This window comes from Actinomadura meyerae (genome assembly GCF_900188445.1).
In the GTDB taxonomy this organism is placed as follows: Bacteria; Actinomycetota; Actinomycetes; order Streptosporangiales; family Streptosporangiaceae; genus Spirillospora; species Spirillospora meyerae.
The window spans coordinates 343,315-368,351 of record NZ_FZOR01000001.1; the positions used below are offsets into that span (position 1 = coordinate 343,315).

At 75.1% G+C, this 25,037-nt stretch carries 24 protein-coding genes and 1 riboswitch; of the genes, 14 read left to right on the forward strand and 10 right to left on the reverse strand.

Going from position 1 to position 25,037, the window contains the following annotated elements; all coding sequences use genetic code 11:
• The first annotated feature begins 319 nt into the window (after positions 1 to 319).
• The 5 genes from CHF16_RS01580 (at position 320) to thiI (ending at position 5,443) form a co-directional block, all read left to right on the forward strand.
• Positions 320 to 1,057 (forward strand): lysophospholipid acyltransferase family protein, encoded by a 738-nt coding sequence (locus CHF16_RS01580; RefSeq protein WP_179271341.1) that lies wholly within the window; start codon positions 320 to 322, stop codon positions 1,055 to 1,057.
• 9 nt (positions 1,058 to 1,066) lie between these two features.
• Positions 1,067 to 2,209: a MacS family sensor histidine kinase gene (gene macS / locus CHF16_RS01585; RefSeq protein WP_089324048.1), complete on the forward strand. Its 1,143-nt coding sequence runs from the start codon at positions 1,067 to 1,069 to the stop codon at positions 2,207 to 2,209.
• A 24-nt stretch (positions 2,210 to 2,233) separates the two neighbouring features.
• Positions 2,234 to 2,872 carry a response regulator transcription factor gene (locus CHF16_RS01590; protein ID WP_179271355.1) on the forward strand — a complete coding sequence of 213 codons (639 nt, stop codon included), beginning with the start codon at positions 2,234 to 2,236 and terminating at the stop codon, positions 2,870 to 2,872.
• A gap of 207 nt (positions 2,873 to 3,079) precedes the next feature.
• On the forward strand, positions 3,080 to 4,105 hold the full coding sequence (locus tag CHF16_RS01595; protein ID WP_089324049.1) for a 6-phosphofructokinase: 1,026 nt from the start codon (positions 3,080 to 3,082) through the stop codon (positions 4,103 to 4,105).
• 105 nt (positions 4,106 to 4,210) lie between these two features.
• The gene (gene thiI / locus CHF16_RS01600) at positions 4,211 to 5,443 is read left to right on the forward strand and encodes a tRNA uracil 4-sulfurtransferase ThiI (RefSeq protein WP_089324050.1); all 1,233 of its coding nucleotides are present in this window, start codon (positions 4,211 to 4,213) and stop codon (positions 5,441 to 5,443) included.
• A gap of 88 nt (positions 5,444 to 5,531) precedes the next feature.
• On the opposite strand, the gene CHF16_RS01605 is transcribed toward thiI, so the two are convergent.
• The 3 genes from CHF16_RS01605 to aroF all read right to left on the reverse strand — a co-directional run bounded on the left by CHF16_RS01605 (position 5,532) and on the right by aroF (position 8,734).
• Positions 5,532 to 6,440 (reverse strand): DUF5954 family protein, encoded by a 909-nt coding sequence (locus CHF16_RS01605; RefSeq protein ID WP_143227845.1) that lies wholly within the window; start codon positions 6,438 to 6,440, stop codon positions 5,532 to 5,534.
• A 53-nt stretch (positions 6,441 to 6,493) separates the two neighbouring features.
• Complete coding sequence (locus CHF16_RS01610; protein ID WP_245868137.1) at positions 6,494 to 7,426, reverse strand: DMT family transporter; 933 nt, start codon at positions 7,424 to 7,426, stop codon at positions 6,494 to 6,496.
• Between the two features lie 261 nt (positions 7,427 to 7,687).
• Entirely contained in the window at positions 7,688 to 8,734 is a 1,047-nt protein-coding gene (gene aroF, locus CHF16_RS01615; RefSeq protein ID WP_089324053.1) for a 3-deoxy-7-phosphoheptulonate synthase, read from the reverse strand.
• A gap of 270 nt (positions 8,735 to 9,004) precedes the next feature.
• Between aroF and CHF16_RS01620 the strand changes: the two genes are divergently transcribed.
• The 5 genes from CHF16_RS01620 (at position 9,005) to CHF16_RS01640 (ending at position 14,151) form a co-directional block, all read left to right on the forward strand.
• Entirely contained in the window at positions 9,005 to 9,631 is a 627-nt protein-coding gene (locus CHF16_RS01620) for a sulfite oxidase-like oxidoreductase (protein WP_089324054.1), read from the forward strand.
• Between the two features lie 98 nt (positions 9,632 to 9,729).
• Entirely contained in the window at positions 9,730 to 11,085 is a 1,356-nt protein-coding gene (locus tag CHF16_RS01625; RefSeq protein ID WP_089324055.1) for a histidine kinase, read from the forward strand.
• A gap of 75 nt (positions 11,086 to 11,160) precedes the next feature.
• Positions 11,161 to 11,997 carry a LytR/AlgR family response regulator transcription factor gene (locus CHF16_RS01630; RefSeq protein WP_089324056.1) on the forward strand — a complete coding sequence of 279 codons (837 nt, stop codon included), beginning with the start codon at positions 11,161 to 11,163 and terminating at the stop codon, positions 11,995 to 11,997.
• Positions 11,987 to 12,442: a hypothetical protein gene (locus CHF16_RS01635; RefSeq protein ID WP_089324057.1), complete on the forward strand. Its 456-nt coding sequence runs from the start codon at positions 11,987 to 11,989 to the stop codon at positions 12,440 to 12,442. Before CHF16_RS01630 ends, CHF16_RS01635 begins: the two co-directional genes overlap by 11 nt.
• On the forward strand, positions 12,439 to 14,151 hold the full coding sequence (locus CHF16_RS01640; RefSeq protein WP_218826494.1) for a sodium:solute symporter family transporter: 1,713 nt from the start codon (positions 12,439 to 12,441) through the stop codon (positions 14,149 to 14,151). The genes CHF16_RS01635 and CHF16_RS01640 overlap by 4 nt, the downstream gene beginning before the upstream one ends.
• 621 nt (positions 14,152 to 14,772) lie before the next feature.
• On the opposite strand, the gene CHF16_RS01645 is transcribed toward CHF16_RS01640, so the two are convergent.
• The 6 genes from CHF16_RS01645 to thiO form a co-directional block, all read right to left on the reverse strand.
• The gene (locus CHF16_RS01645) at positions 14,773 to 15,630 is read right to left on the reverse strand and encodes a deoxyribonuclease IV (RefSeq protein WP_089324058.1); all 858 of its coding nucleotides are present in this window, start codon (positions 15,628 to 15,630) and stop codon (positions 14,773 to 14,775) included.
• A 20-nt stretch (positions 15,631 to 15,650) separates the two neighbouring features.
• Entirely contained in the window at positions 15,651 to 17,579 is a 1,929-nt protein-coding gene (gene pknB, locus CHF16_RS01650; RefSeq protein WP_089324059.1) for a Stk1 family PASTA domain-containing Ser/Thr kinase, read from the reverse strand.
• 36 nt (positions 17,580 to 17,615) lie between these two features.
• On the reverse strand, positions 17,616 to 18,563 hold the full coding sequence (locus CHF16_RS01655) for a DMT family transporter (protein ID WP_089324060.1): 948 nt from the start codon (positions 18,561 to 18,563) through the stop codon (positions 17,616 to 17,618).
• A gap of 144 nt (positions 18,564 to 18,707) precedes the next feature.
• Entirely contained in the window at positions 18,708 to 19,481 is a 774-nt protein-coding gene (locus CHF16_RS01660; RefSeq protein WP_089324061.1) for a thiazole synthase, read from the reverse strand.
• Between the two features lie 2 nt (positions 19,482 to 19,483).
• Positions 19,484 to 19,684, reverse strand: coding sequence for a sulfur carrier protein ThiS (gene thiS / locus CHF16_RS01665; protein ID WP_089324062.1), 201 nt, complete (start codon positions 19,682 to 19,684; stop codon positions 19,484 to 19,486).
• Positions 19,681 to 20,805, reverse strand: coding sequence for a glycine oxidase ThiO (gene thiO, locus CHF16_RS01670; protein ID WP_089324063.1), 1,125 nt, complete (start codon positions 20,803 to 20,805; stop codon positions 19,681 to 19,683). Before thiO ends, thiS begins: the two co-directional genes overlap by 4 nt.
• A riboswitch (TPP riboswitch) is annotated at positions 20,795 to 20,907 on the reverse strand. Its footprint overlaps the gene before it by 11 nt.
• Before the next feature lie 116 nt (positions 20,908 to 21,023).
• Between thiO and CHF16_RS01675 the strand changes: the two genes are divergently transcribed.
• The 4 genes from CHF16_RS01675 (at position 21,024) to CHF16_RS40040 (ending at position 23,774) form a co-directional block, all read left to right on the forward strand.
• On the forward strand, positions 21,024 to 22,241 hold the full coding sequence (locus CHF16_RS01675; protein ID WP_089324064.1) for an NAD(P)/FAD-dependent oxidoreductase: 1,218 nt from the start codon (positions 21,024 to 21,026) through the stop codon (positions 22,239 to 22,241).
• Between the two features lie 78 nt (positions 22,242 to 22,319).
• Positions 22,320 to 22,694 carry an Rv2175c family DNA-binding protein gene (locus tag CHF16_RS01680; protein ID WP_089324282.1) on the forward strand — a complete coding sequence of 125 codons (375 nt, stop codon included), beginning with the start codon at positions 22,320 to 22,322 and terminating at the stop codon, positions 22,692 to 22,694.
• A 160-nt stretch (positions 22,695 to 22,854) separates the two neighbouring features.
• Positions 22,855 to 23,523 (forward strand): thiamine phosphate synthase, encoded by a 669-nt coding sequence (thiE, locus tag CHF16_RS01685; RefSeq protein ID WP_089324065.1) that lies wholly within the window; start codon positions 22,855 to 22,857, stop codon positions 23,521 to 23,523.
• Positions 23,524 to 23,612: 89 nt separating this feature from the next.
• Positions 23,613 to 23,774 carry a hypothetical protein gene (locus tag CHF16_RS40040; protein ID WP_179271342.1) on the forward strand — a complete coding sequence of 54 codons (162 nt, stop codon included), beginning with the start codon at positions 23,613 to 23,615 and terminating at the stop codon, positions 23,772 to 23,774.
• 19 nt (positions 23,775 to 23,793) lie between these two features.
• Here CHF16_RS40040 and CHF16_RS01690 read toward each other — a convergent pair whose 3' ends face one another.
• Complete coding sequence (locus tag CHF16_RS01690) at positions 23,794 to 24,966, reverse strand: serine/threonine-protein kinase (protein WP_245868139.1); 1,173 nt, start codon at positions 24,964 to 24,966, stop codon at positions 23,794 to 23,796.
• Between the last annotated feature and the right edge of the window lie 71 nt (positions 24,967 to 25,037).

Sequence of the window (25,037 nt, forward strand, 5' to 3'; positions counted from 1 at the left end):
GCGGCCTCCGCTCCCCCATCGACATTGCGGCGCCCGGACGTGCCCGCGGCCCGCCGCGGCACTCCCGGACACCCCGAAACGTGTGTCCCACGGTATTCGCTGCGCCGCGCGGGACAAGCCCCCGGGCGCGCCCGATTGAGATTCACCGTTCAGAGCCTACGTTCCCGCGCGGTCCCGCCGCCGCGCGACCGCGTCCCGCTGAGGGGTACCGGCCGGTAGATCGGTGCGACGGAGAGTGGGAAGATGTCCCATCGTCTCCGCCAGGTCAGATGGAGGCCGTGCTCCCCCCCGAGGGCACGGGTCCGAGGAAGGTGCCCGCATGCTGTGGTTCTGGATCCTGCTCAGGATCGTCCTGTCGCCGATCCTTTACCTCGGGTGGTGGCCGCGGAACAAGGGCATGCGCAACGTCCCGAAGCGCGGGCCCGCGCTGATGGTGAGCAACCACCTGTCGTTCGCCGACCACTTCTTCGGCCCGCTGCCGCTGATGCGCCCGATCTTCTTCATCGGCAAGGGCGAGTACTTCACCGGCAAGGGGATCAAGGGGCTGATCAGTAAGGGCTTCTTCACCGGGGTGGGCGTCGTGCCGGTCGACCGCACCGGCGGGGACGCCGCCGAGGCGGCGCTCCAGACGGGCCTGCGGATCCTCAGCGAGGGCAAGCTGCTCGGCATCTACCCCGAGGGCACCCGGGCCCCCGACAACCGGCTGTACCGCGGCAAGACCGGGGTGGCGCGGCTGGCGCTGAAGTCCCGCGTCCCGGTGATCCCGATGGCGATGATCAACACCTTCGAGCTGATGCCGCCCGGCAAGCCGCTGCCGCGGCTCGGCGTGCGGCCCGGCGTCCGGTTCGGCGAGCCGATGGACTTCTCCCGCTACTACGGGCGCGAGGACGACCACGCGGTGCTGCGGCAGATCACCGACGAGATCATGCAGGCGATCCGGGAGCTGTCCGGGCAGGAGTACGTCGACCGGTACGCCGCCGACGTCAAGGCCGAGCTCGCCGGGAGGAAGCCGCGGCCCGCGGAGGAGGACGACGGCGGGCTCAGCGATCGCGGGTAGCGGCCCGTGATGGGCCTGGAGACCGCGCTGTGGCGGGCCGTCGCCGTCTACCGGGGCCTGGCGCTGGTCTACGCCGCGATCGTGATCGCCAACAACTTCGACGGCTACGCGCACCCGGCCGCCGGCTGGGCCGTCCTTGCCGTCATGGCCGCGTGGACGGCCTACGCGGTCGCCGCGTACGGCGACCCGCGCCGCCGCGGATGGCCGCTGCTGGCCGCCGACCTCGCCGTCGCCGCGGCGAGCATCCTCGCGACGGCGTGGGTGGAGACCGCCGCGAACATCGCCGCCGGCCGCCCCACCCTGCCGGTGTCGTGGGTGGCGGCGGCGGTGCTGGCCTGGGCGGTGGCCGGCGGGCGAAGGGTCGGCCTCGCCGCCGCGGTCGTGCTGGCCGCCGCGAACCTGCTGGTCCACGTGATCGCCGGGACGAGCGGCGGCATCGGCGGCACGACCTTCAACGGGATCGTCCTGCTGCTGCTCGCCGGCCTCGTCGTCGGGCACGTCGTCCGGCTGGCCCGGGAGGCCGAGGCGCGGCTGGCGCGGGCGGTCGAGCTGGAGTCGGCGAACCGGGAGCGCGAGCGGCTCGCCCGCGGCATCCACGACTCCGTCCTGCAGGTCCTCGCGATGGTGCAGCGGCGCGGCGGCGAGCTCGGCGGCGAGGCGGCCGAGCTGGGCCGGCTGGCGGGGGAGCAGGAGGCCGCGCTGCGCGCCCTCATCGGCGGCGCCCCCGCGGCCCCCGCGCCGCACGCCGCCGACGCCGACCTGCGCCCGCTGCTGACCGCGCTCGCGTCCACGTCCGTCACGGTCTCCACGCCCGCGACCGAGGTGCCGCTGCCCGCGCACGCCGCCCGCGAGGTCGCGGCGGCCGTGGCGGCGGCGCTGGACAACGTCCGGCGGCACTGCGGCGACGGTGCGCGCGCGTGGGTGCTGCTGGAGGACGGCCCGGACGAGGTCGCGGTGAGCGTCCGCGACGACGGCCCCGGCATGCCGCCGGGCCGGCTGGAGGAGGCGGAGGCGGACGGGCGGCTCGGCGTCGCCCAGTCGATCCGGGGCCGCGTCGCCGACCTCGGCGGCACGGTCGCGATCACCAGCGCGCCCGGCGAGGGCACCGAGATCGAGATCGCGGTGCCCCGGCGCCCGGCCCGTCCGGCTTAGGGTGTGGGCGTGAGCCTGCGAGTCATGGTCGTGGACGACCATCCGATGTGGCGCGAGGCCGTCGCCCGCGACCTCGCCGAGGCCGGGCACGACGTGGTCGCCACCGCGGGGGAGGGCCGGGCCGCCGTCCGCGTCGCCGCCGCCGCGCGGCCCGAGGTCGCGGTCGTCGACCTCCAGCTGCCCGACCTGAGCGGCGTCGAGGTCACCCGCCGCCTCGCCGCCGCCGACCCGCCCGTCCGGGTGCTGGTGCTGTCGGCGAGCGGGGAGCAGCAGGACGTCCTGGAGGCGGTGAAGGCGGGCGCGACCGGCTACCTGCTGAAGTCCGCCGCCCGCGAGGAGTTCCTCGACGCCGTCCGCCGGACCGGGGAGGGCGACGCCGTGTTCACCCCCGGCCTCGCCGGGCTCGTCCTCGGCGAGTACCGCCGCCTCGCCGCCGCGCCCGCGCGCGCCGACGACGACGCCCCGCGCCTCACCGACCGCGAGACCGAGGTGCTGCGCCTCGTCGCGAAGGGCCTCACGTACCGGCAGATCGCGCAGCGCCTCGTGCTGTCCCACCGCACGGTGCAGAACCACGTGCAGAACACCCTCGGCAAGCTCCAGCTCCACAACCGGATCGAACTCGTCCGCTACGCCATCGAGAAGGGCCTCGACCAGGAGGACTAGCGGCGCGGGAACTGGCGCTCGCCGGAGTCCGGTGGTCGTATGGCGGCGAGCCCGCCGCGTCCTGCCGCGCGTTGCGGGGGAACGGTGTGCCGTGGCCCGTGGCAGCGGCTATGGTCTAGACCAATGGCGGCGCGCCGGTCCCGGTGGCCGCGAGTTCGGGCCTGTGGAGATCGAGGGAGGAGCCCGGTGGCGGGAGAAGGAGACGGCATGCGCGTCGGAGTGCTGACCGGTGGCGGGGACTGCCCCGGACTGAACGCGGTGATCCGCGCGGTCGTCCGCAAGGGCGTGCAGGTCTTCGGCTACGAGTTCGTGGGCTTCCGGGCCGGCTGGCGCGGGCCCCTCGAAGGCGACACCGTGGCCCTGGACGTCCAGGCCGTGCGCGGGATCCTGCCGCGCGGCGGCACCATCCTCGGCTCGTCCCGGACCAACCCGATCAAGGTCGAGGGCGGCATCGAGCGGATCAAGGACAACCTCGCCGGCCTCGGCGTGGACGCGCTCATCGCCATCGGCGGCGAGGACACCCTCGGCGTCGCGCGCGAGCTGTACGCCAACGGCGTCAACGTCGTCGGCGTCCCGAAGACGATCGACAACGACCTCAACGCGACCGACTACACGTTCGGGTTCGACACCGCGGTCAACATCGGCATGGAGGCCGTCGACCGGCTGCACACCACCGCCGAGAGCCACCACCGCGCGCTGATCTGCGAGGTCATGGGCCGGCACGCGGGCTGGATCGCGCTGCACGTCGGCATGGCCGCCGGCGCCAACGTCATCCTCATCCCCGAGCGGCCCTTCGACATCGAGAAGGTCTGCCAGTACGTGGAGAGCCGGTTCAAGACCCGGTACGCGCCGATCATCGTCGTGTCCGAGGGCGCGCACCCGGTCGACGGGCAGATGCAGCTGCAGACCGGGGAGCGCGACGCGTTCGGGCACGTGCGGCTCGGCGGCATCGGCCAGGCCCTCGCCGACGAGATCGAGAAGCGCACCGGCAAGGAGGCCCGCGCCACCGTGCTCGGGCACATCCAGCGCGGCGGCACCCCCACCGCGTTCGACCGCGTCCTCGCCACCCGCTTCGGCCTCCAGGCCATCGACGCCGTCAAGGACGGCGACTTCGGCAAGATGGTCGCCCTCCAGGGCACGAGCATCGTCCGGGTCGGGCTGGACGAGGCGACCAAGGAGCTGAAGACCGTCCCGCTGGAGCGCTACGCCGAGGCCGAGGTCTTCTTCGGCTGATCGGGGCCTCCTGGCGGGAACACGTTTTCCAGGTCGCGGTGTTGCCCACTGTGGGCCACACTGGAACCCCGGCCCCTCGACCTGTTCCCGCCAGGAGGATCACGCATGACCACGCTCGACACCGCGCCGGCGGACGTCCTTGAGCAGTCGCCGGCCGACGGCGAGCCGTGCGTCCTGCTCAAACTGGGCGAGGTCGTCCTCAAGGGCAAGAACCGCGAGCAGTTCGAGCGGCGCCTCGCCGACAACGTCCGGCTCGCCGTCCGCCCCATCGCCCGCGTCGACGTCGTCCGCCGCCACGGCGTGTTCATCATCCGCAAGCACGACGCCGACCTGGCCACCATGGACCGGATCGCGCAGCGCGTGACCGACGTCATGGGCATCGTGTGGGCGCACCGCGCCTGGCGCGTCGGCAAGGACCTCGCCAGCGTCGAGCGCGCCGCCCTCGAGCTCATGGACGGCCGCACCGGCACCTTCGCCGTCCGGTCCCGGCGCCGCGACAAGCGCTTCCCGATGACCTCCACCGAGCTCGACCGGCACATCGGCGGGCTCGTCGCCGAGCGCTACGGGCAGCCCGTCCGGCTCAAGGACCCCGAGCACACCCTGTCCATCGAGGTCGACCGCGACGAGGTGTTCGTCTACTCCGGCGGCCTGCCCGGCCAGGGCGGCCTCCCCGTCGGGATGAGCGGCCGCGCCCTCGTGCTGATGTCCGGCGGCATCGACTCGCCCGTCGCCGCCTACCGGATGATGCGCCGCGGCCTGCGCGTCGACTACCTGCACTTCTCCGGCATGCCGTTCACCGGCCCCGAGTCGATCTACAAGGCGTACGCGCTGGTCCGCGAGCTGGACAAGTTCCAGGGCGGCTCCCGGCTGTTCGTCGTCCCGTTCGGCAAGGCGCAGCAGCAGATCAAGTCGTCCGGCGCGGACCGGCTCGCCGTGATCGCGCAGCGCCGGCTGATGCTGCGCACCGGCGAGCTCCTCGCCCGCCGGCTGCGCGGCGGCGCGCTGATCACCGGCGACGCCCTCGGCCAGGTGTCCAGCCAGACGCTCACCAACATCACCGCGCTGGACGACGCCGTCGAGCTGCCGATCCTGCGGCCCCTCGTCGGCATGGACAAGACCGAGATCATGGACCAGGCGCGCCGCATCCGCACCCTGTCGATCTCCGAGCTGCCCGACGAGGACTGCTGCACCATGCTCGCGCCCCGCCGGGCCGAGACCAAGGCCAAGATCGACGACCTCCGCCGCATCGAGAAGCGCCTCGACGTCGACGAGCTCGCCGACCACCTGGCCGACTCCGTCCAGGAGCACCGCCCCGCCTACGGCGACCCCGCCACCTGACCCCGGGCCGGAACCGGCCGGCTGAGCGCCGGCTTTCCGCCGCGGTCCGGTTCTGATCGCGGGTCGGCGAGCGTCTTCCGATCGTGGATCAGCGGGCGTCGAAGTCCGTGGGGCGCGGGGGTTCGGGGCCGTCGGGGCCCATCAGCGCGATCCGCTCCACGCGGACGATGCGGAAGCGGCGGCCCGCCACCGCGATGCCGTTGCGGCGGGGCTCGGCCTCCATCAGCTCCGCCGCCTCGGCGAAGCGGGCGACGTCCGCGTCCGCCGGGCTCTCCACCGCCGGGACCACGTGCCGGAAGTAGGTGATCAGCGCTTCGCGGGCCCGCCGCGGGGCGTCGTGCAGCCGGCCGACCGGCCGCCAGCGCCGCTCGCTTCGCTCGGCGACGGTGAACGCGGGCGCGAGCGCGACCGGGGTGAGGAACGCGCCGGGCGGGTCGTGACCCGCCGCGGCGGCCGCGTCCAGCACCTGGCACAGCAGCTCGGCCGCCGCCGGTTCGGACGCGGCCGCCGGGCCGTCGTCGGGCAGCAGCTCGTACGGGCGGACGGCCTCGGCCCGGTCCGCGGCGGGGCGCGGGTCCGGGTCCGTGGGGCGGGGCGGCTCCGGGCCGTCGGGGCCGGTGCGGACGAGCTGCTCGATCCGCACGATCCGGAACCGCCGCCCGCCCGCGGCGACCTCGTCGGCCGCCTCGCGCTGCACGGTGCGCGCGGCGGCGAGCAGCTCGTCCTCCGGCGCGCCGCCCGCGAGCGCCGCCATGTCCTCCAGCCGGCCGGCGAGCAGCTCGCGGGCGCCCTGCGGCAGCGGATCGCACGGGCACACGACCTGCCAGCCGTCCGGGACGCGCTCGGCGGCCGTGAACAGCGTGCCCACGGCCACGAGCTCCGGATAGGCGGTCAGGGCGCGGCACGCGTCCGCGAGCCGTACCGCGGCGACCGGGTCGACGCCGTCCAGGTCCTCCGGGAACAACCGGCCCCCGGCGTCACCATCGCCCATCGTCATGCCGGACATCATCCCCGCCGTGCCGGTTCCGGCCAATGGTCCAGACCATTTTGTTACCGCCGCGTTCCCCACCGGGCGGGGACGATCAGCACGACCAGGCTCGCCGCCAGCAGCGCCAGACCCGCCAGCGCGGCGGCGCCGAGCCGCTCGTCCAGCAGCGCCACGCCGAGCACCGCGGCCACCGCCGGCTCCGCCAGCGTCAGCGTCGTCGCCGTCGTGGCCGGGGTGGTGCGCAGGCCCCGGGCGAACAGCAGGTAGCCGCCGCCCGTGGTGACCACGCCCAGGTAGAGGGCGATCAGCGCGCCCTGTCCGGTGAGCAGCCAGCCCGAGCCGGACGGCAGCAACGGCAGCAGCGGGACGGCCGCCGCGGCGAAGAGGGCCCCGGCGACGGCCCGGTCCTCCTCGCCGCGCCCGATGAGCACGGACGCGATCGTCGCGTACACCGCGTACGACAGCCCGGACAGCAGCGCCAGGGCGATGCCCGCCGGTTCGACGCCGGCGTCCCGGCCGCCGCCGATGAGCAGCGCGCAGCCCGCGACGGCGCCCGCGGTCGCCGCCGCCCACCGGCCGGTCGGGCGGGCCCGGCGGGTGAGCAGCCCGAGCACGCCGGTGAAGGCGGGCGCGCTGCCGATCGTGACGACCGTGCCCACGGCGACGCCGGTGCGGCCCGCCGCGACGAAGAACGCGGTCTGGTACACCGCGATCGCGACCGCGCCGGCGCCGATCAGCGGCAGGTTGCGGCGGTTGCCGAGCAGCCGCCGCAGCCCGGCGCCGCGGCGGGTGCAGGCCGCGAGCACGAACAGGACGAAGCCGCCGATGACGATGCGGCTCGCGGCGACCGAGAGCGCCGACGCGCCCTCGGCGAAGGTGCGGACGGTCCCCGTCGTCCCCCACAGGGACGCCGCGAGCAGGACGTCGGCGCCGCCGCCGGACCGGGCGCGGGCCATCCGGCGGGAGGCATGCCGGAAAGAGGTGTGCTGTGACACTGAGGCTCCTGACCTCGAATCGGAAGAGGAAGATCCGGATTCGGGGCGCAGGAGGACGCCGGCCGGGCGCGTTCCGCGCCGGGCCGGGTCAGGACTCGTTGCGAGTGCGGTCGCCGCGCCCCGTCAGGAGCGCGGCGGCCCGCAGTCGGAAACCCAGTACGCCACGGACGGGACGATACCGCGCCCGGCGGGTCCGGGCGCGGCCGGGTCCGGGCGGAGCGGTGTCGCCCCGCCCGGGACCGTCCAGGCGGCCGGGACCGCTCAGGCCGGGACCGCGTCCGGGTCCTCGGCCTGGGTCAGGGTGCGGTCCACCAGCGGGGGCAGGTCGCGGACGAGCTTGGCCAGCTCGCGGAGGTCGCCGTCCACCAGGGCCTGCGGGCCGTCGCAGAGGGCGGTCTCCGGGTGCGGGTGCACGTCGATGATCACGCCGTCGGCGCCGACCGCGATCGCGGCGCGGGTCAGCGGCAGGACGAGGTCGCGGCTGCCGCCCGAGTGCGACGGGTCGACGATGACCGGCAGGTGGGAGAGGCGCTGCGCCACCGGCACCGCGGAGATGTCCAGGGTGTTGCGGGTGGCCTTCTCGAACGTGCGGATGCCGCGCTCGCACAGCACGATGTCGAGGTTGCCGCGCTGCGCGACGTACTCGGCGGCCATCAGCCACTCCTCGATCGTCCCGTTCATGCCGCGCTTGAGCATGACCGGCTTGCCGGACTCGCCCGCGGCCTGCAGGAGGGCGAAGTTCTGCGCGTTGCGGGTGCCGATCTGCAGCATGTCCGCGTAGGAGGCGACCAGCTCGACGTCGCCGGCGTCCACCACCTCGGTGACGATCGGCATGCCCGTCTCCGCCCGCACGTCCGCGAGGATGCGCAGGCCCGCCTCGCCGAGGCCCTGGAACGCGTAGGGGGACGTGCGCGGCTTGAACGCGCCGCCGCGCAGCAGCGTCGCGCCCGCGGCCTGCGCCATCTGCGCGGCGCCGAGGGTCTGCTCCGGGGTCTCCACGGCGCACGGGCCGGCGATCAGCGTCATCGTGCCGGGGCCGATCGGCACGCCGCCGACCCGCACCACCGAGCGCTCGGCGTGGTTCTCCCGGCTCACCAGCTTGTAGGGCGCCGAGATGCGGATCACGTCGGTGACGCCGCGCATCCCGCGCAGGTTGAGGGTGCCGAACTGCTGGACGTCGCCGACGAGCCCGACGATGGTCCGCTCCACGCCGCGGCTGACGAAGGCGTCACCTCCCGCCGTCTCGACCAGTGAGACGACGGCCTTGATATCCGCTTCGTTGGCCTCCGGGGCCATGACGACGACCATGCGTGTGCTGCCTCTCCTGTCTCGCCCGGAACCCCGGTGGGCCCCGCGGGACGACCCCTGATACAGAGAAAGCCCCGGGCCACTGGGCCCGGGGCTTCTCATCCGTGGTCTGTCAGCGCAACGCCTGGCAGACCAGCCGCCCGGGCTGGCCGTACCAAAAGAAATAGACGACGTTGCGCACGGGCCCAAGCGTAGCCGATGCGCGCCGCGGCGGTTCGCACCGCCCCCGAATATGGCTCAGCTCACGCCGGATGGCAGGATGGCCGCGTCATGACCGAGCCCGAGGAGCACTCCGCACCGCAGCCGCGGGACCTGCCGCCCGGCCAGTACGTCCCCCGCGGCTGGCCCGTCCTGCACTACGGCCCCGTGCCGAAGTTCCGTCCCGCGGACTGGGACTTCCGGGTCTTCGGCGCGACCGCGTCGGGCGGGCAGCACCGCTGGACCTGGGACGAGTTCGATGCGCTGCCGCGGACCGCGGCGGTCTCCGACTTCCACTGCGTCACCAAGTTCACGATCCCCGGCAACGAGTGGGAGGGCGTCCCCGGGACGGCGATCGTGGAGCTGGCGCCCCCGGCGCCGGAGGTCACGCACGTGATGGTCTGGGCCGAGTACGGCTACAGCGCCAACATCCGGATGAGCGACTTCCTCGCCGAGGGGACCATGTTCGCCACCCACCTCGGCGGCGAGCGGCTGACCGCCGACCACGGGTTCCCCGTGCGCATCGTCGTCCCGCACCTGTACGCGTGGAAGAGCGTGAAGTGGGTGCGCGGCGTCGAGTACCTGGTGAAGGACCGCCGCGGGTTCTGGGAGGAGCGCGGCTACCACAACGTCGCCGACCCGTGGCGGGAGCAGCGCTACTCCTACCAGGAGGACGAGGGCGAGGCCCCGCCCCTCTGAGCCCCGCCTTCCCAAGGGGCGGGCGTGGCCTATCCGAGACATTCGTAAATGGGCAACGGCCGGACCATTGGGGACGGTAGCCGTTACCGTAAGTCGTCATGGTCCTACCGTCCGTCGCAGATGCCGCGGTCCACGCCGCGGCCGCAGGCGCCGCCTCCGGGGTGTTGGCGCTGCGCCGGCGGTTCACCCTGCCGCGCCGCGTGCCCGCCGACCCGGCCGAGCAGGCGGCGTTCGCGGCCCTGGGCCTGATCGCGCGGGCGTCGCCGCCGCTGCGCGCCGGGCTGACCGGCGAGGCGGCGCGCGCGGCGGCGCGGGAGCTGCGGCCGCTGCTCGGCGCCGCGGCGGTCGCGCTCGTCGCGGTGCGCCCCGGGGACGCCCCGGACGGCGCTGCGGACGGCTTGGCGGGCGGCGACCCCCGGGGCGGCGACCCCCAGGGCGGTGGCCTGCCCGGCGCCGCGCCCCGGCTGCTGGCCTGGGAGGGCGCGGGCGGCGGCGCCCACGCGGCGGAGGCCGTCGGGCTCGCGCTGCCCGTGCTCTCGTCCGGCCGCCCCCGGGCCGGTACCCCCGAGCCGGTCGGCTGCGCCGACCCGCGGTGCCCCGTCCAGATCGCGCTGACCGCGCCCCTCAGCGTGGCGGGACGGGTCGAGGGCGCGCTCACCGCGTACTGGCCGGAGGTGACGGCGGCGCGGATCCGCGCGGTCGGCGAGGCCGCCCGGTTCGTCGCCGGGCAATTGGAGCTGGCCGAGCTGGACACCGCCCGCGTCCGGCTCGGCGAGGCCGAGACCCGCGCGCTGCGCGCCCAGATCTCCCCGCACTTCGTCTACAACTCGCTGACCACGATCGCCTCGTTCGTCCGCACCGACCCCGCCCGCGCCCGCGCCCTGCTGCTGGACTTCGCCGACTTCGCCCGCTACTCCTTCCGCGACGGCCGCGACTTCACCACCCTCGCCGACGAGCTGCGCTCCATCGACCGCTACCTGCTGCTGGAACGGGCCAGGTTCGGCGAGCGGCTGAGATGCAGCGTCGACGTGGCGCCAGAGGTGCTGCCCGTCGCCGTCCCGTTCCTGGCCCTGCAGCCGCTCGTCGAGAACGCCGTCCGGCACGGCATGGCGGGGCGGCGCGGACCGTTCCACATCACGATCGTCGCGCGCGACTCGGGGGCCGAGGCCGCGATCAGCGTGGAGGACGACGGGGCCGGCATGGACCCCGACCGCCTCCAGGAGATCCTGTCCGCGCCGCTCGGCCGGCCCGGCCCGACCGGCTGGGGCAGCGTCCCGGCGCGGCCCCGCGGCGACGGCCGCGCCGATCCGGGCATCGGCCTCGCCAACGTCGACGAGCGGCTGCGCAAGGTCTACGGCGACGACTACGGCCTCACCGTCGAGACCGCGCTCGGCGCCGGGACCAAGGTCAGATTGCGCGTGCCGAAGTGCCGTCCCGGGGTCTTTCCGGAGTGACGCCCCGCTCCGCGGCGCGACACTCACTTCCTGGAATCGATTGCGGACGGACGGTAATCGCGGCAAAGTCGCCTCATGCTCCACGTCCTCGCCGTCGACGATGAACGTCCCGCATTGGAGGAACTGGCCTACCTGCTCCGCCAGGATCCGCGGATCGGGCAGGTCACCGGCGCGGGCGACGCCTCGTCCGCGCTCCGCGACCTGAGCCGCATGCTCGTGGAGGGGGAGCGCCTCGACGCCGTGTTCCTGGACATCCGGATGCCGGGCCTCGACGGGCTCGACTTCACCCGGCTGCTCACCGGGTTCACCGCGCCGCCGCACGTGGTGTTCGTGACCGCGCACGACGACTGCGCCGTCACCGCCTACGAGCTGGGCGCGCTCGACTACCTGCTGAAGCCGGTCCGGCCGGAGCGGCTCGCCGAGTCGGTCCGCCGCGTCGCCGAGGCCGTGCGGCGCGCGGGCCCGCCCGCCGCGGAGGCGCCCGCGCCCGACGACGAGCTGATCCCCGTCGAGCTCGGCGGGCGCACCAGGCTCGTCTCGCGCCGCACCGTGACGCACGTGGAGGCGCAGGGCGACTACGTCCGCCTGCACACCGCCGACGGCGGCTACCTGGTCCGGATGCCGCTGTCGGCGCTGACCAAGCGGTGGGAGACCGCCGGGTTCATCCGGATCCACCGCAGCACCCTGGTCTCGTGCGCCCACATCACCGAGGTGCGCTTCGACGGCGGCCGGGCCGCCGTCCGGATCGGCGACGAGCTGCTCCAGGTCAGCCGCCGGCACACCCGCGAGGTGCGGGACCGCCTCGTCCGCCGGTTCCACCAGCCGGACGGCGACCCGCCGGAGGGCGGCCCGGCCGGGGGCGGCGCGCCGGAGGGCGGCGCGGCGGGCGGGGAGGCGGGCGATGTCCGGTGAGGACCGGGCCGTCCTGCCGGCGGAGCCCGCCGCCCGCGCGGCGGCGGGGGAGGGCGCCGCGCGAACCGGTGCCCCGGCCGGCGCCCCCGAGGCGCCCGACGCCGACCCGCTCCATACCGGCTTCCGGCATACCGGCCCGTCCCGGACCGGCCCGTCCGGCGCGGCCCCGGGCTCGTTCCCGCCCTCGCCCCCGGCCCCGGCCGAGGCGCGGGCCCTGATCCGCGCCCAGCTGCGGACCGCCCTCGGCACCTGCTCGATCGTCATGTCCGTGCTGGTGGGGCTGCCGCTGCTGGCGCTCGTCCCGCCGGTCGCGCGGGCCCGCGCGCACGGGCTGCCGGTGCTGTGGCTCGTCCTGGCGGCCGGCGTGCAGCCGGTCTGGATCGCGGTCGCGGTCCGCCAGATGAGACGGGCCGAACGGGCCGAGCGCGCGCTGGACCGCCGGTGACCGGGCCGGGCGCGGTGGCGCTCGCCGCGCCGACCGTGCTGCTCGGGCTCACGGCCGCGCTCGCCCTGCACCGGCGCCGCTCCGCCCGCGCGACCGGCGACCTCCTGGCCGCCTCGCGCGGCGTCACCCCCTTCCGGAACGCCTCCGCGGTCGGCGGCGAGTACATCTCCGCCGCCGCCTTCCTCGGCACCGCCGGGCTCGTCCTCGCCTACGGCGCCGACATGCTGTGGCTGCCCATCGCCGCGACCGCCGGGCACGTCCTGCTGCTGGCCTTCGTGACCGCGCCGCTGCGCCGCTCCGGCGCCTACACCCTCGCCGACTTCGCCGAATGGCGGCTCGGCTCGCGTGCCCTCCGCCACCTCGTCACCGGCTGCGTCTGCGTGACCGGCTGGTTCTACCTGCTGCCGCAGTTCCAGGGCGCGGGCGTGACCCTGCGGGTGCTGACCGGCGCCCCCGACTGGGCGGGTTGGGCCGTCGTGGCCGCCGCCACGCCGGCGCTCGTCCTGACCGGCGGGATGCGCGGCATCACCGCGGTCCAGGCCGCCCAGTACTGGGTGAAGGTGGCCGCCCTGGCGCTGCCCGCGGCCGCGCTGATCGGGATGTGGCACCTGAACGGCGAACCCGGCCCGATCGGTGCCGGCGTCCCGCGGTTCGAGCAGGAGACGCGGGTGGACGTCCGCACCGACGTGACCGTCACGGTCCCCGGGGACGTCACCGTGACCGCGCGGGGCACGGTGGACGGCGCGCACCGCCACGGCGGCACGGTCCACCTGCCCGCGGGGCGGCACACCATCGGCCGCGAGACGACCGTCGTCTTCCCCGCCGGGACGCCGGTGCCGCACGCCGAGCAGCTGCCCGTCCTGGACGGCGCCACCTGGGCGACGCCGTTCGGACGCGGCGAGCGGCACGAGCTGTTCCGCACCTACTCGGCGATGCTGGGCGTCCTGCTCGGCACCATGGGGCTGCCGCACGTCCTGATGCGCTTCTCCACCAGCACGTCCGGAGGCGCCGCACGCCGCACGGCCGCGATCGTGCCCGCCCTCCTCGCCCTGTTCTTCCTGTTCCCCGCCCTCTACGGGACGCTGGGACGCCTGTACGCGCCCGAACTCCTCATGACCGGCGACACCGACGCGACGCTGCTGCTGCTCCCGAAGCAGCTCCTCCCCGGGCCGTCCGGCGCGCTGCTCACCGGCCTCGTCACCGCCGGGGCCTTCGCCGCGTTCATCGCCACGTCCTGCGGCCTCGCCGTCGCCGTCGGCGGGACGCTCGCCCAGTGCGCCCGCCGCGCCGGCCCGGCCGCGTTCCGCCGCGGCGTCCTCCTCGCGCTGGCCGCGCCGCTCGTCCTGCTGCCCGCCACCGAGACACGGAGCGCGGCGGGCCTGGTCACCATGGCCCTCGCGGTGTCCGCCTGCTCGTTGTGCCCGCTGCTCGTCCTCGGCATCTGGTGGCGCGGCCTGACCGCCGCCGGCGCCGCCGCCGGCCTCGTCACCGGAGGCGGGCTCGCCGTCGCCGCCGGCCTCGCCCGCCTCCTCCACGACCCGCCCGGCGGCTGGCCCGCGACCGTCCTCGACCAGCCCGCCCTGCTGATCGCCCCGGCCGCCTTCGCGACCATGGTCGCGGTGTCCCTGCTGACCCGCCGCCGCGTCCCCCGCCACACCGACCGCGCCCTGCGCCGCCTGCACCTCCCCGAGCACCTCCGCGCCGGATGAAGCCCCGCGATCACGCCACGAACGGCACCGCCGCCGCCGGGACCGCCCGCCCCCGACCGCTCGTCCCGCCGGACCGACCGCTCATCGCGCGACTACGCTACGCACATCTATGACTACGTACCGTTCGCCGAGCGCCGCGTTCCGCGGGTGCCGCCGGGCCGTGCCGCGCGTCTAGTGTTCTCAGTGGCACCACACGCCACACCGCCACCGGAGGGGCGGGCGGCCACCCGGCCGCGAAAACCTCCCACAACAGCAAATCCCGGAGATCCGGCACCGACCGGATCGGAGCCGCCGGATCCCGTACCGGGGGGGTGGGATCCGGTGGCCTGAGGCTCGGGCGCCGCTGAACAGTCGGGGGGTTGTTCAGCGGCGTCCGAGTCGTTTTTGTTTGTTTCGCCCTTGGCGGTCGGGCCCTGGGGGCCCTCCCTTCGGCGGGCGAAACGTGCGATTGCTGCATCGCTCCCGACTCGCCTAGCGGCTCGCTTCGCGATCAGATTCTCGCTTCGCTCGCACCTGCCTTCGGACGCAATCGCGACGGTCCCGGTTGTCGCGGGGGCGCGGTGGTGGCCGGGGTTGTCGCAGTAGGTGGTCGCGGTCGCTGGTTATCCGCTCGCTTCGGCTCTACGACTCGCTTGGAGCGCGGAGGCGCTTCAGGGTTTCGATGTCCTTCGCGTGGGGCTCGGGGGCGCGGCCCGGGGTCTCGATGAGGAACGGGAGGCCCTGGACGGCCGGGTGTGCGAAGAGATCGGCGAAGGGCTGCTCGCCGATGTGGCCCGCGCCGATGTTCTCGTGGCGGTCGCGGCCGGAGGCGCAGGGGTCCTTGGAGTCGTTGGCGTGGATCAGCTTCAGGCGGCCCTCGCCGACCGTGGCGACGAGGGCGTCGATGGTCTGCTTGGCGCCGCCGGGGGCGGCGAGGTCGTGGCCGGCGGCGAACGCGTGGCAGGTGTCGAAGCAGACGCCGAGCTTCGGGTGGTGCTCCAGCTTCTCGAAGAAGGGGCCGAGGTCCTGGACCTTGGCGCAGAGCATGTTGTTCTGCCCGGCCATGGGCTCCAGGAGGAGGTCGGGGCCGTCCTCGGGGATCTCCTCCAGGAGGGGGAGGACGTGCTCGTGGACCTGCGCCATGGCCTCGTCGTAGGTCTGGCTCACGGCGGAGCCGGTGTGGACGACGACGCCGCGGGCGCCGATGGCCCGGCCGCGGACCAGGGAGTGGCGGACCGTCGCGATCGACTTGGCGAGGGTCTCCGGGGTGGGCGAGCCGAAGTTGACCAGGTAGGGGGCGTGCACGTAGACGGGGACGCCGTGCTCGCGGAGCTTGGCGTCCTCGGCGGGCTTCCCCTCGGGCAGCGCCCAGCCGCGCGGGTTCGCGACGAACACCTGGACCGCCTCGGCGCCGATCTGCGCGGCGTACTTCAGGCCGCCGGTGGCGAGGCCGCCGGCCACGGGCACATGGGCCCCGACGGGGCTGTTCGGTGAGGTCATAGCCGGTTCAGCGTATCCGGTCACGGGCCCTTGACGATGGTGACCGTGGAGCCGCGCGGAGCCTCACCGCCGCCGGACGGCGACTGGAAGCGCACCACGTTGCCGCCGATGCCCGTCACGTTGACCTTGAAGCCGGACTCCTTGAGCGCCTTCCTGGCGTCGTCCACGGTGCGGCCCGTCACGTTGGGCACCGGGATCTTCTCCTCGCCGCCGCCGCCGTCGTCGCAGCCGAGCTGGATCGGGCCCGCGTCCACGATGCAGTCGCGCTTGTTGACGACGATGGTCACCTCGTCGCCGCGGGACACGCCGGTGCCCGCGGAGGGCGCCTGCTCGAGCACGGTGTTCGGCTGCTTGCCGTCCACCTTCTTCTTCTGGACGGTGACGTCGAGGCCCATCGAGCGCAGCTGGTTCGCGGCGCTCTCGGCGTTCTGCCCGACGAGATCGGGCATGGACATGCCGGTGGAGACGACGATCGCGACCGGGTCGTCGGGGGACTGCTTCTGCCCGGCCTCCGGGTCGGTGCTGATGACCCGGTCCTTGCCGACGGTCTGGGACGGGCTCGTGCTCGTCCGGCCGACGGTGAAACCCTTGTCCTCCAGGGCCTTCCTGGCGTCGGAGAGGGGTTTGCCCTCGACGTCCGGGACCTCGCGCGGCGTGATCCCCTTCGACGGCGTCAGCGTGACCGGCTCGCCCTTGGCGAGGCGGGCGCCCGCGGGCGGGTCGGACTTGGCGACGCCGCCCTTGTGGACGCGGTCGTCGTAGACCGCCTTCGCCGTGCGGACCTCCAGGCCCTTGGACTCCAGCTGGTCGCGGGCGTCGGCGACCTTCATCCCGATGATCGACGACGGGACGTGCTCGTACTGCCCGGACGTCTGGTACCAGACGGCCCAGCCGAGGATCAGCGCGGCGACCGCGCCGATGGCGACCAGCACGTACCGGCCGGTGAGAACGCCGAGCGCGCGGTCGGTGCGGCTGGGTGCGGGAGCGTAGCCCTCGGTGGGCTCCACGCGCGGGTCGAGGACGGCGGTGTGCCCCGGAGCGGGCGCCTCCAGCACGCTGGTGGCGCGGTGGGACGACTCCTCCAGCCGGCGGTCGAAGTCGCGGGGCAGGCCGCCGAACACCTCGGCGGCCTCGGCGAGGTACTGGTTCGCGTCGTGCGGGCGGCGGGCGGGGTCGTGGCTCGTCGCGTCCGTGACGAGCGCGTCGACCTGCCGCGGCAGCCCGGGGACGAGGGTGGACGGCGGCGGCACCGTCTCGTTCACGTGCTTGTAGGCGACCGCGAGCGGGGTGTCGCCCTGGTGGGGGAGCCGGCCGGTCAGCAGCTCGAACAGCATCGTCCCGGCGGCGTACACGTCGGAGCGGACGTCGGCGTCGCCGGACAGCACCTGCTCGGGCGCCAGGTAGCCGACCGTCCCGATGATCACGCCGGTCTTGGTCATCTTGCTCGCCGTCTCGGCCCGGGCGAGCCCGAAGTCGGCGACCTTGACCTGGCCGTCCCCGGTGATCAGCACGTTCTCCGGCTTGACGTCGCGGTGCACGAGCCCGGCCCGGTGCGCGGCGCCGAGCGCGGCCAGCACCGGCTGCATGATCTCCAGCGCGGCGCGCGGGCCGAACCGGCCGCGCGCGGTCAGCTCCTCGCGGAGCGTGCGGCCCGGCACGTACTCCATCACCAGGAACACGTGCTCGCCGTCGGTGCGCTGGTCGTAGACCGCGACGACGTTCGGGTGCGACAGCGCCGCCGCGGCCTTCGCCTCGCCGATGAAGCGGGCGACGAAGTCCTCGTCGGCGGCGAGCCCGGCGTGCATCACCTTGATCGCGACGGTGCGGTCCAGGCGGAGGTCCCGCGCCAGGTACACCGTGGCCATGCCGCCGCGGGCGATGCGGGACTCAATGCGGTAGCGCCCGTCGAGCATCCGCCCGACGAGTGGATCTGCGACCGTCATGTCCATCGGTGCGAGTTTACGGGTGAACCCGAGCGGAACTCATCAGCCGCGAGTATGAGCATCCATGAGCCGCTGGGGTGATGCCTCTGGGGCGGGTGTGGCGCGGCGGCGGCCCCGGCTGCGGGAGACGGCCACGCCGGCCAGGCACAGCAGGCCGCCGCCGAGGGTGACCAGGCCGGGGACCTCGCCGAGGAATAGCCAGGACATCGCGACGACGAAGGCCGGGACGGCGTAGGTGGTGGCGCCCATCTTCCCGGCGGACGTCCGGGCCAGCGCGTACCCCCAGGTCGTGAACGCGAGCGCGGTCGGGAAGACGCCCAGGTAGACCATGTTGAGGGTGGCGCCGGCGGGGGCGTCGGCGGCCTGCCGGACCAGCTGCCCGGAGAACGGCAGGCAGGCGAGCGCGCCGATCGCGCACGCGAACGTGGTGAACTGCAGGGCCGAGGCGTGCCGCAGCGCGGGCTTCTGGCTCACCACGCCCGCCGCGTAGGTCACCGCGGCGACGAGGCACAGCAGCACCCCGCCGACGGACGCGCGGCCCTCCCCGGACATCGACAGCCCGACGACGGCGGCGCCGGCGAACGAGACGGCCATGCCGATCACCAGCCGGGGCGCGATCCCCTCCTTCAGCAGCCAGCCGCCGAGCAGCGCGATCAGGATGGGCCCGATGTTGACGACGAGGGAGGCGGTGCCTGCGTCCACGAGCTGCTCGCCCCAGTTGAGCGCGACCATGTAGGCGCCGAACCACAGCACGCCGGCGGTGACGATGCCCGGCCACGCGGCCCGGGGCGGGAGGCCCTCGCGGCGGACGAGCCAGAGCGCGCCGAGCACGACCGTCCCGGACAGGAGGCGGCCGAGGGCGAGCGCGCCGGGCCCGTACTCGGCGCCGGCGCTGCGGATCGAGACGAAGGCGGACGCCCACAGCACCACCGTGACCGTCGCGGCGGCGACCGCGCGCCTGTCGACGCGACCCGTGTTCTCCTGTTGCATGTCACGCACCTTAGGTATGGGTCGTTTCCATGGACGCCGAAGTGACGTGCCGGGTTGCGGCATGTCCGCGGTGAACGGCCCCAGTCTGTTCAGGTGCGGGTTTCAGGTCCAGCGAATATTTCTGCAGGTGATGCTTTAGCTGTGCTACGACGTCGCGAGCCCCTCGAAGGGCGAGGACGCCTGCGCGTAGCGGCGCTTCGGGATGCGCCCCGCCAGCCGGGCGAGCCGTCCCGCCTCGACCGCGTGCCGCATCGCCGCGGCCATCCGCGCGGGGTCCTGGGCGCGGGTGACCGCGGTCGCGAGCAGCACGGCGTCGCAGCCGAGCTCCATCGCGAGCGCGGCGTCGGACGCGGTGCCGAGCCCGGCGTCCAGGATCACCGGCACGGTCGCCCGCTCGACGATCAGCTCGATGTTGTGCGGGTTGCGGATGCCGAGGCCCGAGCCGATCGGGGAGCCGAGCGGCATCACCGCGGCGCAGCCGAGCTGCTCCAGCCGGTGCGCCAGCACCGGGTCGTCATTGGTGTACGGCAGGACGGTGAAGCCGTCGTCGACGAGCTGCTCGGCGGCCTCGACCAGCTCGATCGGGTCGGGCAGCAGCGTGCGCTCGTCCGCGATCACCTCCAGCTTGACCCAGTCCGTGCCGAGCGCCTCGCGGGCGAGCTTGGCGGTGAGCACGGCCTCGCCCGCGGTGAAGCAGCCCGCCGTGTTCGGCAGCACCCGGATGCCGCACTCCCGCAGGACGTCCAGCACCGAGCCCCGCGCGGACGGGTCGACCCGCCGCATCGCGACCGTGGTCAGCGCCGTCCCGGACGCGGTCAGCGCCTCCCGCAGCACGTGCATGCTGGGCGCCCCGCCCGTCCCCATGATCAGCCGCGAGTCCAGCTCCTCACCCGCGATGACCAGCGTGTCCTTCTCCACCCTCAGCCTCCTTGGACGGCGGTCAGTACTTCCAGCCTGTCCCCGTCGCGCAGCGGCGTGGTGTCCCACGCGGAGCGGCGGACGACCTCGTCGTTCAGCGCGGCGGCCACGCCGGTCCGCGCGGCGGTCACGGTCGCGATCACCTCGGCGACGCTCGCGGCCTCGGCCAGCTCGCGCGGTTCGCCGTTGACGGTCACCTTCATGCCTGCACCTCGGAGAAGCGGTCCGGGGCGAACGCCGCCGCGACCTCGGGGACGGGGCGGTCGAGCAGCGTCGCCGCCAGGATGTCGGCGCTGACCGGGGCCAGCAGCACGCCGTTGCGGAAGTGCCCGGTGCCGAGGACGAGGCCGGGGAGGGCGGACGGCCCCATCAGCGGCGCGTTGTCCGGGGAGCCGGGCCGCAGCCCGGCGGAGACCTCGGCGAACTCCAGCTCGGTGATGCCGGGCAGCAGCTCCCGGGCGTCGCGCAGCAGCTCCCACAGCCCGCCCGCGGTGACCCGGGTGTCGAAGCCCAGCTCCTCCTGGGTGGCGCCGAGGACGATCTCGCCGTCCGCGCGCGGCACCAGGTAGACCGACGAGCCCTTCACCAGGCCGCGGACGGTGCGGCGCAGGAACGGCACCCGGGTGCGGAGCCGGACCACCTGGCCCTTCACCGGGCGGACCGGCGGCACGCTCCCGGGCGGCAGGCCCTCCAGGTCGCCCGACCACGGGCCGGCGGCGAGGAGGACGCGGTCGGCGCGCAGCACCGTCCCGTCGTCCAGCCCGACCCCGGCCGCCGCGCCGCCCTCGACGGCGATCCGGGCGGCCCGCCGCCGGACGAGCCGGACGCCGGCCCGCTCGCACGCCGCCAGCAGCGCCGCGGTGAGCCGCCGCGGGTCGATCGAGCCGTCCGCGGGGGCGAGCAGCCCGCCGCGCACGCCGGGCGCGAGCATCGGCTCGGCCCGGCGGCTCTCCCGGCCGGTCAGCGCCTCGGCGGGGATGCCGAGGCTCTCCTGGAAGCGGCGCAGGTCGTCGAGGTACTTCAGGTCGTCGGCGTCGAACGCGACCTGCAGCAGCCCGTCGGTGCGGTAGCCGGTGCCGAGGCCGGTCAGCTCCTCCAGCTCGGCGACGAAGGCGCCGTAGCGGTCGCGGGAGGCGAGGCCGAGCCGCAGCAGCGGCTCCTCGCCGTAGGTCAGCTCGCTGACGGGGGTCAGCATGCCCGCCGCCACCGCCGAGGCGCCGCTCGCGGGGGAGGGGTCCACCAGGGTGACCGCGGCGCCCCCCGCGGCGGTCCGCCAGGCGGTGGCGAGGCCGATGACCCCGGCCCCGACGATCACGATCTGCATGCGCGCTCCCTTCGCCGGCATGATCCGGATCAGGTCAGGCGGTCGGCGGCCCGGTCAGCCGCCCTCTCAGCCCGGTCGCACCGGACTCCCGCGCTCTGTCACGTTTTACCTGCTCCCTACCTTACGACCTCGATACGACCTTGATGCGACCCCGATCGCGCCCGCCAACGCCTGGACAGGTGTCCACCCGGATTTCGCGGCACATTAGGCTGCCCTTCATGGACAGGGTCATCGTCGTGGGTGGCGGGCTGGCCGGCGTGCGCGCCGTCGAAGCCCTGCGCAGCAAGGGGTACGAGGGCGCGCTGACGCTCGTGTCGGCGGAGCGCGAGCGGCCCTACGACCGTCCGCCGCTGTCGAAGGCCGTCCTGGCGGGCGACTCCGACGACACGACGGTCGACGCCGACTGGGACGCGCTGCGCTGCGACCTGCTGCTCGGCGAGCGCGCGACCGCGCTGCGGCCCGCGGACCCCGGGCGCGGCGGCGTGCTCGCCACCACCGCCGGCGACCTGCCGTTCGACGGGCTGGTCATCGCGACCGGCGCCACCCCCGTCACCCTGCCGGGGGAGGGCCGCCAGCACGTGCTGCGGACCATCGGCGACTCCCGCGGCCTGCGGTCGCGGCTGGCCGAGGGCGCCCGGATCGTGATCGTCGGCGCCGGCTGGATCGGCGCGGAGGTCGCGACCACCGCCGCGAAGAAGGGCTGCCGCGTCACCGTGGTGGAGGCGGCCGACACGCCCCTCGCCAACGCGATCGGGCCTGAGATCGGCGCGCTGACCGTCCCCTGGTACGCCGAGGCGGGCGTCGAGCTGCGCACCGGCGTGAAGGTCGCCGCGGTGGAGCCGGACGGCCTCGCCCTCGCCGGCGGCGGCCGGATCGAGGCCGACGAGGTCGTGGTCGGCGTCGGCGTCCGCCCCGAGGTCTCCTGGCTGGACGGCTCGGGGCTGCTGGTGGAGCGCGGCGTGGTCACCGACGGCTCGTTCCGCGTCTACCAGGGCGAGGAGGAGCCCGGCGCGCTCCGCCCGGACATCGTCGCGGTCGGCGACTGCGCCGCCTGGTGGTCGGAGCGCTACGGCCGGCGGCTCCTCGTCGAGCACTGGGACACCGCCCTCAACGCCCCCGACGTCGCGGCGGCCGCCCTCCTCGGCGAGGAGGCGCGCTACGACGCCGCCCCGTACTTCTGGTCCGAGCAGTTCGGCCGCATGGTCCAGTACGCGGGCAGCCACGCCGCGTCCGAGCGGCTCGTCCACCGCGGCGACCCGGCCGGCCGCAAGTGGGCCGCGGTGTGGCTGACCGGCGACCGCCTCGACGCGATCCTCACCGTCGACCGCCCCCGCGACCTGGTGCAGGCGCGGCGGGTGATCGCCGCCGGGACGCCGGTGGACCCGGAGGCGATCGCCGACCCGGACGTGCCCGTCCGGCAGGCCGTTCGCGGATAGCGATCGGCGCCGGAGGGTAACGGCTGTCCAGGGGGTTTGAGGCTTCCGAAGGCGTGGTAGCAAGGGGGCGTGACGCAGATGCACGCAACCGTTGACAGCGCACTCGACCCCCGGACCGACGCCCTCGCCGGCGAATGGCTCACCCTCCGCGAGACCGCCGAACGGCTGGGGATCCGGCCCAACCGGATCAAGCAGCTCATCCACGAGCACCGCATCCTCGCGGTGCGCCGGGAGGGGCAGCCGATGGTGCCCGCGGCGTTCATCAGGGACGGGCAGATCATCAAGGGCCTGCCCGGCACGCTGACGCTGCTCTCGGACGCCGGGTTCGACGACGTGGAGACGATCCGCTGGCTGTTCACCGCCGACGACACGCTGCCCGGCACGCCGGTGGACGCGCTCACCGAGAACCGGGGGACCGAGGTCCGCCGCCGCGCCCAGGCCCTCGCCTTCTAGCCCCGGGCCCCGCCTCCCGGCTCCACCCGCGGACCCTTCCCGCGGGCCCCGGCGGCGCCGGGGAGGCACGCACATGACACGATCGCGGGGTCGCGCGACGGGACCGCACCGCCGCGCGACCCCGCCATGATCCGAGCTCGTGAAAGGACCCGCCCCGGCCGTGTCCAGGCATCTCCCCTCCGAACGCGCCGTCGCGCTGCGCGCCCGCCTCGACCGGGCCCGCCTCTACCTCTGCACCGACGCGCGGGAGCGGCAGGGCGACCTGCCGGAGTTCCTGGACGCCGTCCTCGCGGGCGGCGTCGACATCGTCCAGCTCCGCCAGAAGGGGCTGGAGGCCCGGCAGGAGATGGCGTACCTGGAGGTCTTCCGGGCGGCCTGCGAGCGGCACGGCGCGCTGCTCGCCGTCAACGACCGCGCCGACGTGGCGCACGCCGTCCGCGCGGACGTCCTGCACCTCGGCCAGGACGACCTGCCGGTGCCCGCCGCCCGCGAGATCGTCGGCGGCGACGTGCTGATCGGCCGGTCCACGCACTCCGGCGAGCAGGCGTCGGCGGCGGCCGCCGAGCCCGGCGTCGACTACTTCTGCGCGGGCCCGGTCTGGCCCACCCCGACCAAGCCCGGCCGCCCCGCGCCCGGCCCGAAGCTGCTGGAGTACGTGGCGGCGCAGCGGCCGGCGCGGCCCTGGTTCGCGATCGGCGGCATCGACCTCGGCACCCTCGACCGGGTGCTCGCCGCGGGCGCCACCCGCGTCGTCGTGGTGCGGGCGATCACCGAGGCGGACGATCCCGGCGCCGCCGCGGCGGAGTTCGCGCGCCGCCTCGCGGGCTGAGCGGCCCCGGGGGCCGGGACGCCGTCCGCGGCCCGGTTTGACCCGGATCACGGTGCGGGGCGGCGGGACGATCGCCGACAATGGGGATCATGAGCCTGGGACCCGACGACGAGCGCCCCGTCGAGCTGGACGACGACCTGGAGATCCTGCCCGACCAGACGTCCGACGACACCGACGTCGGCTGGGGCGAGTGGCGCGGCGCCGGCGACGACGACTCCCGCCTGCTGGAGGAGCGCCCGCCGCACTGGTGAGCCGCCGCCGGCCCGGGGCTCAGAACAGCATGCCGAGCGCGAATCCGGTGACGACGACGGCGCCGAGCGCGACCATCATCCGCCAGCGGTAGCGCGGGATGCGCTTCGGGCGCGGCTTCGGCGCGGGCGTGCGGCCCTCCCGCAGCGCCCGGACCAGCTGCGGCGCGGTCGGCCGCGCCGCCGGGTTCTTGTCCAGGCAGCGGGCGGCGAGGTCGCGCAGCGGGCCGCGCAGGTCGCCGAGGTCCGGCGGCCGGGAGGTGACGCGGCGCATGACGGCGGCGCTCGGCCCGGTGCCGAACGGCGGCCGCCCGGTCGCGGCGAACACCATCGCGGCGCCCCAGGCGAACACGTCGGCGGGCGGCCCGACCGGCTCGTCCTCGATCTGCTCGGGCGCCATGTAGGCGGGCGTGCCGACCGGGCCGGTGGTCAGCGGCGTCGCGGGCCCGAGGGCGTCGGTGGTGCGGGCGACGCCGAAGTCGATGACCTTGGCGCCGTCCGGGCCGAGCAGCACGTTGCCGGGCTTGAAGTCGCGGTGCACGATGCCCGCGCGGTGGATCGCGGCGAGCGCCGCAGCCGTCCGCAGCGCGACCTTGCGCAGCTGCGGGGCGGGCAGCGGGCCCCGGTCGGCGACGACCTGCTGGAGCGAGGGGCCCTCGACGTACTCGCTGACGATGTAGGGGCGGTCGCCGGTCATGTCGGCGTCCAGGACGCGCGCCGTGTGCCGCCCGGACACCTGCAGCGCCGCCTCCGCCTCCTTGACGAAGCGGCTGCGCGCCCGCTGCCCGGCCGCCACGCCGCCGCGCAGCAGCTTGACGGTGACGAGCCCGCCCTCGCCGTCGCGGCCGAGGTAGACGACGCCCTGGCCGCCCTCGCCCAGCCGGCCGAGCAGCGTGTAGCCGGCGAGGCGGCGCGGGTCGTCCGGACCGAGCGGCGTCCCGTGCTCGCGGTCGCGCTCGCCGCCGCGGTCCTGGGCGGGCCTGGACGCGCCGCTCTGGCGCCCCTGGCCCGCGTGGGCCTGGCCCACGCGGCCCTGCTTGCCGCCGGGCGCCTTGCCGCCCGCCTGCTTGGCGGGCTGCTTGGCGGTCGGCGGGGCCGGGCGCGGCTTGGCCGGGCGGCCGGGGCGCCCGCTCCGGGCTGCGGTCGGACGCGCGGGGTGGGCGTTCGTCCTCCCGCGGGAGGTGTCGTGCGGCACAGGATGACTCCGACTCGGCGGGGACGGACGAAGATTTCCCTATTTGTACCGCGCCACGGCTGGGCACGGCA